This is a genomic window from Ruegeria sp. CE12 (assembly GCF_056537525.1).
This window is the reverse complement of record NZ_JBQFRS010000019.1, coordinates 21,356-27,355: the sequence shown is the minus strand read 5'-3', so window position 1 is coordinate 27,355 and position 6,000 is coordinate 21,356. Positions and strand designations below refer to the sequence as shown.

The following is a 6,000-nucleotide window of genomic DNA, read 5'->3' as shown; positions in this document are numbered from 1 at the left end:
TGTTTTCGGACGCAATCAGCTCGATCTCGTCGCGCTGACGGCCCAGCTCGGACGTGATCGAGCCAAAAAGCTCAGGGTCACGGTCAGACAAAGACTGGGTAAAAAATCCGTCAATTCGTTGAGGGGCATTCATTTTGTTACCTCCAGAAAAAGAACCTCCCATCCGGCACCGACCTTTGGGAGGTTTAGTGGGGATTGGGATCAGATCACGCGATCTCGGGGCGGGCGACCGGCAAAGAAATCGCCGAGGTTATCCAGAACGCGGAAACCCATCGCTTCGCGTGCTTCACGCGTTGCACTGCCGAGATGCGGTAACATCACCAGATTGTCGCATTGCAACAGATCCGGACTGATCCGGGGCTCTCCATCAAACACATCAAGTGCAGCTCCGCCAATGACATCGAACATCAGTGCCTGGATCAGCGCGAATTCATCAATAACTTCGCCACGCGCGGTGTTGATCAGGAAGGCACCGGGTTTCATGAGGTCGAGACGGCGAGAGTTGATCAGATGACGATTTGCAGCTCCGCCCGGGCAGTGTAGCGAGACGAAGTCGCATTGCGGCAGCAACTCGTCCACAGAATCGACCTGAGTAGCATTGCATTGCTGAAGCACCTCGGGCGACACACGGCTGCGATTTTGCACCACGATATTCATACCGAACCCATGATGGGCACGGCGGGCCATTTCCTGGCCGATACGACCAAAGCCGATGATACCAAGGGTTTTGCCGCTGACCTTGGTGCCAACCAGATGGGTCGGACACCAACCCGACCAATTCCCGGCGCGCAGCTCGCGCTCGCCTTCACCGGCACGGCGGGCGACCATCAACAACAAGGTCATGGCAAGATCAGCTGTGCATTCAGACAACACATCGGGTGTGTTGGTCACGGTCATGCCTAACTCGCGGGCCGAAGGCTCACAGATATGGCTGTAGCCAACTCCATAATTGGCAAGGATCTTGGTCTGCGCGGCAGGTACATCCAGAGCCTCGGCATTCAAGGTGTCGGTGACAGTGGGAAGCACCGCATCATAGCGATTCAACGCATCGCGGATCTCAGCCGGAGACATGGGTTTGTCCCCGGTGTTGAGCACGGCATTGTAGTTTTCGGCCAACTGAGCCTCGACGGCAGCAGGCCAGCGACGGGTTACAAGGACCGAAGGTTTTACCATCACGCAGCCTTTCCCATAACGCGAGCGATTGTTTCGCCAATCACAGCCGGATTTTCAGCAACGGTTACACCTGCTGCTGAAAGGATCTCGACCTTTTCAGAAGCACTTTCACCAAAGGCCGAGATGATCGCACCCGCATGCCCCATCGTCCGGCCTTTGGGCGCAGTCAGACCTGCCACGTAAGCCACAACCGGTTTGGAGACGTGGTCCCGGATATATTCGGCGGCCTCGGCCTCCTGCGGCCCACCAATCTCACCGATCATGGCAATGATTGCTGTGTCCTCGTCTTTTTCGAAACGCTCCAGGATATCGCGGAACGAGGATCCATTGATCGGATCACCACCGATACCAACGCTGGTTGAGACACCGATGCCACGCTCTTTGAGCTGTGCCGCAGCTTCGTATCCAAGCGTGCCTGAGCGTCCAATGATCCCGACATTCCCTGGCAGATAAATATGACCGGGCATAATGCCCAACAGCGCCTTGCCCGGGCTGATGGTTCCCGCGCAATTCGGTCCGGTCAGGACCATCCGCTTCTCCTTGGGGTAACGGTACATGTAGCGTTTGACCCGGATCATATCCTGCGCGGGGATGCCGTCGGTGATACAGACACAGTAGCGAATACCTGCATCCGCCGCTTCCATGATCGAATCCGCAGCAAATGGCGGAGGTACGAAAACCAGGCTGGCATCTGCACCGGTGGCTTCGACGGCCTGTTTGACGGTGTCGAAAACCGGGACACCTTCAACGGTTTCTCCGCCTTTGCCCGGAACCACACCGCCCACAACATTGGTGCCGTATTCCACCATGTCCTTGGTATGGAAGCGCGCCATGCGTCCGGTGATACCCTGAACGATAACGCGGCTGTCGCGATCGAGAAGAATGCTCATTACACAGCCCTCATCTTGGTGCCCTGAGAAAGATCGTTCTGCCAGGCGCCAACAGCCCTTTCGGCAGCCTGCATCAGAGTGGTCGCCCGAATGATCGGAAGCCCGGATTTGGCCAGAATTTTCTGCCCTTCTTCGACATTTGTTCCGGCAAGTCGCACCACCACCGGGATATCGATCTGCAGTTCGCGCAGGGCCTGCACGACACCTTCTGCCACCCAATCGCAGCGATTAATTCCGGCAAAGATATTGACCAACACCGCCTGCACATTGCTGTCGGACAGAACCAGGCGAAATGCCTTGGCCACACGTTCAGGGGATGCACCTCCACCGATATCAAGGAAATTGGCCGGTTCACCGCCTGCCAGCTTGATCGTATCCATCGTCGCCATGGCAAGACCGGCACCGTTGACGATACAGCCGATGTTTCCTTCGAGCCCAACATAGGACAGGCCTCGATCCGCAGCGCGGCTCTCACGTGGATCTTCCTGGCTTTTGTCGCGCAGTTCGGCGATTTGCGGATGGCGGAACAGAGCGTTGTCGTCAAAGCTCATCTTCGCATCCAGCGCCAGCACGCGATCATCACCGGTGATCACCAGCGGGTTGATCTCGACCATGGTTGCATCCAGATCACTAAAAGCAGCGTAGCACCCTTGCAATGTGCGAACCATCTGCTGGATCAATCGTGGTTCCAGGCCAAGATTGAACGCAATTTCACGCGCCTGAAATTCCTGCAAACCAACCGCAGGCTCAACGATTGAGCGTACAATGCTGTCAGGCCGTTCAGCAGAAATCTCTTCGATCTCCATTCCGCCTTCGGACGAGGCAACGATCATCACGCGCTGGCTGGACCGGTCCAGAACAAAACCAAGATAGATCTCGCGATCAATCGGGACCGCAGCCTCAACGTAAACGCGGTAAATGCCTTTGCCTTCAGGGCCGGTTTGATGTGTTACCAGCTTGCGACCGAACAGATCATCACAGGCTTCGTAGATTTCGCTTTCCGTGTTGCACAGTTTGACGCCGCCAGCTTTGCCGCGTCCACCTGCATGAACCTGTGCCTTGACAATCCACTTGTCACCCCCAAGTTCGCGCGCCCGATAGGCCGCTTGTTCGGGGCTGTAAGCCAAGGCCCCTGATGGTACATCGACGCCGAAATTCGAGAGAATTTCCTTGGCCTGATATTCATGAATATCCATCTGCTTACTCCGGTTTAGGCCGCGATTGAGGTGCCGTAACGGCTTTCCAACAGTGCTTCGATTGCTTCGTGATCGACTTGTCCGCCAAGCTCGCGCAGAGCTTCGGCAAACAGCCGGATTATGCGGCTGACGGACTGACGATTTAGCTGATTCAAGATTCCGATCCGCACCTGTACCGGTTCGCTGAGCGTGGGCCAGATACCGAAACCACGAGCACGGCAGTTCTGAACCAGTTCCATTTCACGCCCGGCCAGTTCTGGTGGCAGGTTTAGAACTACGAGGCTGGGCATGTCGGACGTAACTTCACAGCCCATTTCAACAACGGCGTCACGCAGAACCTTTTCATGTGTCCGGTACGCAAGTGAGCGTTTGACAAGGCCTTCCTGCAAGGTCAGTCGCAACGCTTCGTGGAACGCGGCGACTGCATAGCCAGAGTGGGTGCGGTGATAGGTGCCTTTCTCCACATCCTGACCGTTGACCACGCCCCAATGGCGAGCCTCGAAGATCGGGTTATGGACATAGCTGTAGGCACCGCTTGCTTTCAGCGACTCGATGTACGCGTCGGTGAAGCTGACGGGCGCATAAGTCAGCGGCAGGCAGCACAAGCCCTTCTGCGGGCAGGATGCCCAGCCTGCGACTCCGGGATAGTCATCGATCGAAAAGCTATCCACGCCAAGCGACGAAACCGCGTCGACCAATCCCATTGCGTCGTGGCGCTCGCAAGCATCCGAAAATCCGCGCAGGTCGTTGATCCGGCCCGAACCGGTTTCCCATTGTGCCATAAAGGCCCACTTGGGTTTGTGTTGGGCAAGCGCCTTTTCGACGATGTCACCCGTCACCGGTTCCCCATGAGGCACCTCGACGACAATGACGCTCGCAGCTTTAGGATCAAGCGGATTGGCCGCGTGCTCCTGCGAGGTGGCAGCTTTGATCCTGAGCGTCAGCGCATCAATGCCTGAAAAGGTGCCGTTGGCAAAAGCAACCACCTTGTCGCCCGGCATGACGGCCGAGAACATCGTGTCCAGACCGCTCCACCCGGTTCCGGCAACACCAAACGTGTAGGTGTTCTTTGTGCCCCAGATTTCGCGCAACATCAGTTTGCATTCAAGCATCCCGCGCAGAACATCGCCCTGCATGTGATCAGCGACACCAGCATTGGCGAAAGCTTGCAGAACACGAGCGTCGGTATTCCCTGGTCCCGGGCCAGCGGCCAACGTCTCGGGAATCTCCAAAGGCGGGTAGATTTGAAATGTCATCGGCGATCCTCCTCAACTATGGGATCGAAACAGGTCCCATACATCGCGTTGGCGGACAGAAAACCGATGCTTGATGCAGTGCGCAACGTAGCTTACTACTGCTTTAGCAAACCTAAATGGATAGGTTAAAACCTACCTGTTTGTGTAAGGATACCGAAGTATACCGCAAATCATCCCACCCGAATGGGTAGTTTTTGGAAAAAATAGGCGTGAATTCAAATGTCTGCAAATCCTGACACTCCGATCGATATCGTGCTGGCGGACAACAACCCGTTGGTCCTGTCTGCGATGTCGGAGATTTTTGAACGCGACCCGCGATTCTCTTTGGTCGCGACATCAGCTACAGCCGAAGGGTTTCTGGGCGCTGTTATCCGGGTTCCTGTACAGGTCTGTGTTGTTGCCTGGAACCTGCCGGTGCTGGGCGCGGCGAAGTTGATCGAAGTGATCCGCGAGCAGGAAAATGCGCCACGGTTTGTCGTCTACGGCGACGAAGCCGGGGACATACCGCGCTTGGCCATGCAAGCTGGTGCGGCAGGGTTCGCCCCGCGGTCCGGTGAGGTCGAAGTTTTGCTAGAAACCTGCGCCGATGTCGCCGCTGGCAAAATGGTTTTTCCATTCATCGATGTTCGTAAGATGCAACAGGATCCGATTCAGAGCTTGTCGCGTAAAGAACGCGCAATCCTTGAAGCGCTTGCCAAAGGTCTGTCCAATCGTGATCTGTCAAAGGAACTGCAGATTTCAACCAATACAGTGAAATTTCATCTGTCCAATATTTACGAAAAACTCTCGGTCAAAAACCGAACCCAAGCGATTGCATATTTTTATTCGTCAAAATTCTCGGATGGGTAGAGTTAGTGGAATGAAAGCTGGCTGCGTCGAAATCCTGCTTCAACTAGATCAAAACATACCAGCCAGATTTGCCAGTGGCGTCTCACGCGCCACGCTGAATGAGCGCTCGCCTTGGGCCGATTGCACCTCAATTACCAGTTCCTCTGCGTTCTCGAACCTTTCAAAATAGTCGAAACGCACGTCATCAACTGCATCAGGGTCCTGGCATCGAATTAAATACTCAGCCTGAAATTCCGTGTGAGGCTCGGTCGTCTCTTCAGAGGTTGAAGAAACTGCATCGCCTTGCTCCTGGTTGTCCGCCGCGCCTTCTCCATCATGACTGTGTGCACCGTCAACCAGTGTCACGTTCGCCGATACGGCAAAACATCCAGCCTCCTCCGGTACGACAAACAGCTCCAGAGGGTTTGTCAAATCTGATATCGCCACCGCAACCAATGCGCGATCTTCGTCATCGGCAGCAGGATGCTCGAAACCAACGATATCAGTGCCTGGAACCGCAAGAGATAAGGTGAATTCCGCTCCGGCAACCGAAATGCTCAGAGAACCAGAACCGTGGGTGTGTTGTTCCATTGGCCGTGCTTCCTGGGCAATTAGGCCCCCGGGGCATAGGATTAAAGCCAGAACCGCACGTTTCAT

6 protein-coding genes and 1 pseudogene are annotated in these 6,000 nt (G+C 55.5%); 1 reads left to right on the top strand and 6 read right to left on the bottom strand.

What is annotated here, in order from left to right:
- The 5 genes and pseudogenes from glyA to ACR0IO_RS22615 all read right to left on the bottom strand — a co-directional run.
- Positions 1-133, bottom strand: a pseudogene (gene glyA / locus ACR0IO_RS22635) (serine hydroxymethyltransferase); the annotation flags it as partial.
- A gap of 68 nt (positions 134-201) precedes the next feature.
- Positions 202-1,173 carry a 2-hydroxyacid dehydrogenase gene (locus ACR0IO_RS22630; protein WP_480745048.1) on the bottom strand — a complete coding sequence of 324 codons (972 nt, stop codon included), beginning with the start codon at positions 1,171-1,173 and terminating at the stop codon, positions 202-204.
- On the bottom strand, positions 1,173-2,063 hold the full coding sequence (gene sucD / locus ACR0IO_RS22625) for a succinate--CoA ligase subunit alpha (RefSeq protein WP_480745046.1): 891 nt from the start codon (positions 2,061-2,063) through the stop codon (positions 1,173-1,175). The genes ACR0IO_RS22630 and sucD overlap by 1 nt, the downstream gene beginning before the upstream one ends.
- Positions 2,063-3,259, bottom strand: a complete 1,197-nt coding sequence (locus tag ACR0IO_RS22620) for a malate--CoA ligase subunit beta (protein WP_155138827.1) — start codon at positions 3,257-3,259, stop codon at positions 2,063-2,065. Before ACR0IO_RS22620 ends, sucD begins: the two co-directional genes overlap by 1 nt.
- 14 nt (positions 3,260-3,273) lie before the next feature.
- The gene (locus ACR0IO_RS22615; protein WP_480745044.1) at positions 3,274-4,515 is read right to left on the bottom strand and encodes a pyridoxal-phosphate-dependent aminotransferase family protein; all 1,242 of its coding nucleotides are present in this window, start codon (positions 4,513-4,515) and stop codon (positions 3,274-3,276) included.
- Positions 4,516-4,734: 219 nt separating this feature from the next.
- Here ACR0IO_RS22615 and ACR0IO_RS22610 point away from each other — a divergent pair, with 219 nt between their 5' ends.
- A complete protein-coding gene (locus ACR0IO_RS22610; protein ID WP_155138831.1) occupies positions 4,735-5,364 on the top strand; it encodes a response regulator transcription factor in 630 nt (209 codons plus the stop codon).
- A 48-nt stretch (positions 5,365-5,412) separates the two neighbouring features.
- Here the strand turns inward: ACR0IO_RS22610 and ACR0IO_RS22605 are convergent, their stop codons facing one another.
- Positions 5,413-5,934, bottom strand: coding sequence for a ZrgA family zinc uptake protein (locus tag ACR0IO_RS22605; protein WP_480745041.1), 522 nt, complete (start codon positions 5,932-5,934; stop codon positions 5,413-5,415).
- Between the last annotated feature and the right edge of the window lie 66 nt (positions 5,935-6,000).

Coding starts and splice junctions, on each gene's coding strand:
- ACR0IO_RS22630 (WP_480745048.1), bottom strand. CDS start 1,173: ATGGTAAAACCTTCGGTCCTTGTAACCCGTCGCTGGCCTGCTGCCGTC.
- sucD (WP_480745046.1), bottom strand. CDS start 2,063: ATGAGCATTCTTCTCGATCGCGACAGCCGCGTTATCGTTCAGGGTATC.
- ACR0IO_RS22620 (WP_155138827.1), bottom strand. CDS start 3,259: ATGGATATTCATGAATATCAGGCCAAGGAAATTCTCTCGAATTTCGGC.
- ACR0IO_RS22615 (WP_480745044.1), bottom strand. CDS start 4,515: ATGACATTTCAAATCTACCCGCCTTTGGAGATTCCCGAGACGTTGGCC.
- ACR0IO_RS22610 (WP_155138831.1), top strand. CDS start 4,735: ATGTCTGCAAATCCTGACACTCCGATCGATATCGTGCTGGCGGACAAC.
- ACR0IO_RS22605 (WP_480745041.1), bottom strand. CDS start 5,934: ATGGAACAACACACCCACGGTTCTGGTTCTCTGAGCATTTCGGTTGCC.